The sequence below is a fragment of the Microvirga aerilata genome (assembly GCF_016743775.1).
GTDB lineage: Bacteria > Pseudomonadota > Alphaproteobacteria > Rhizobiales > Beijerinckiaceae > Microvirga > Microvirga aerilata.
In genome coordinates, this window is the sequence record NZ_JAEQMY010000290.1 from 1 (window position 1) to 1266 (window position 1266).

Annotated in this window: 2 protein-coding genes; both read right to left on the minus strand. The window is 60.7% G+C overall.

Annotated features, from left to right (window positions below; translation table 11 throughout):
* Positions 1–512: 512 nt before the first annotated feature.
* Entirely contained in the window at positions 513–797 is a 285-nt protein-coding gene (locus JKG68_RS32405) for a hypothetical protein (RefSeq protein ID WP_202066542.1), read from the minus strand.
* The coding region (locus tag JKG68_RS32410; protein WP_210346527.1) for a response regulator at positions 794–1266 on the minus strand (473 nt) is incomplete at its 5' end. The genes JKG68_RS32410 and JKG68_RS32405, both read right to left, overlap by 4 nt.

Sequence of the window (1266 nt, forward strand, 5' to 3'; positions counted from 1 at the left end):
ATGGTGCGGTGCGTGGTGAGGGTTGCGAGGGTGGCGTCCTCGTCCTGGTGCATCATGCGGCTGTAGCCTGCCACATCGGCAGCGAGTATGGCGACGAGCTTGCGTTCAAGTGGAGGGGCTTCCAAGGTGGCAAACTCCATCGAAAGATGTTTGAGCGGCAACAGATGCTCACCGAAGACGTCTCAGGCGCAGCGCCGTTCCCATCGACGCTGGGTTGAGGGTTGCCGACGCCAGTGGGTGATGAGCAGCTCGCAAGCTTGATTTGGAAAGCCCCCTTTGGGCAATCGTCGAGTTCAGATGAGTGGGATGGGGCCAAACGCTTCCTACTGCCAGAACGGCATGCGAACCTTTATGGCGTTCGGGAACCTCGCACTCATGAGTGCCTCCGCCAGAGAGAACAATAGCCTTGCGGAATGCCGGAGGCGCCTCGATGGTCTCGATGTCGCGGGCGCTTGGCTCAGCAGAACCAAATTGAGGCTCCGTTCCGCCCATTAAGGGCGCCCTAGGTGAGATCACAAGGCCTCAACGGCATACGTGCGCAGGCCGGGCTCGGCTTCCACGACCAGGATGATCTCGCCAGAAGCCCGCGCCGATCGTATTGCAGGCACGGGGCTGGATCGCTGCGAGGTGCAGTTGATGGCAGCGGCGACCGCGTCCGGACTCAGGTGATGCACTATGTGGCCGTGGCTAGTCAGGACAATCACACTGCCAAGCAACTCTTGGTACAGACGCTCGAACTGGCAGCCCACATGCGTGACTGACTGTTCGGCGACGAAGAGCAGGACATGCGTGATCAAGCACCCTTCCGGCGCGCTCTAAGGATCTCTGCCACAATCCGTCCTGGCAGGACAGGCTTCCGAAGCGCCACCAGCTCAGGGTGGCGTACCCTGACCTTCTCCGGCAACTCGCTGCCACTGTAGACCACCGTCGGCGCCTTGCGGGCGTGGAGCGCTTCCAGAACAGGCGTGACCTCGCTATCGGTGAGATGAAGATCGAGTACGGCCGCGTCGAAGGGGAGTTGTTTGATCATCTGCCGCGCCTCCCTGACGCTGCAGGCAACGCCCACAACCTCGCCTTCGGCATCCTCCAACGCTTGGGAGAGTGCTGCGGCAATGAGCACTTCGTCCTCGCCGATCAGGACCCGGATGCCACTGAGCATGATGAGGCCCCTTTGTGACGGTAGCCTAATCTGGACTTGCATCGAGAAAGTGGAGAGCTCTGTATGAAGCAGGAGGATCTCCATGCCGAAGACCCGTTTTACGAGAG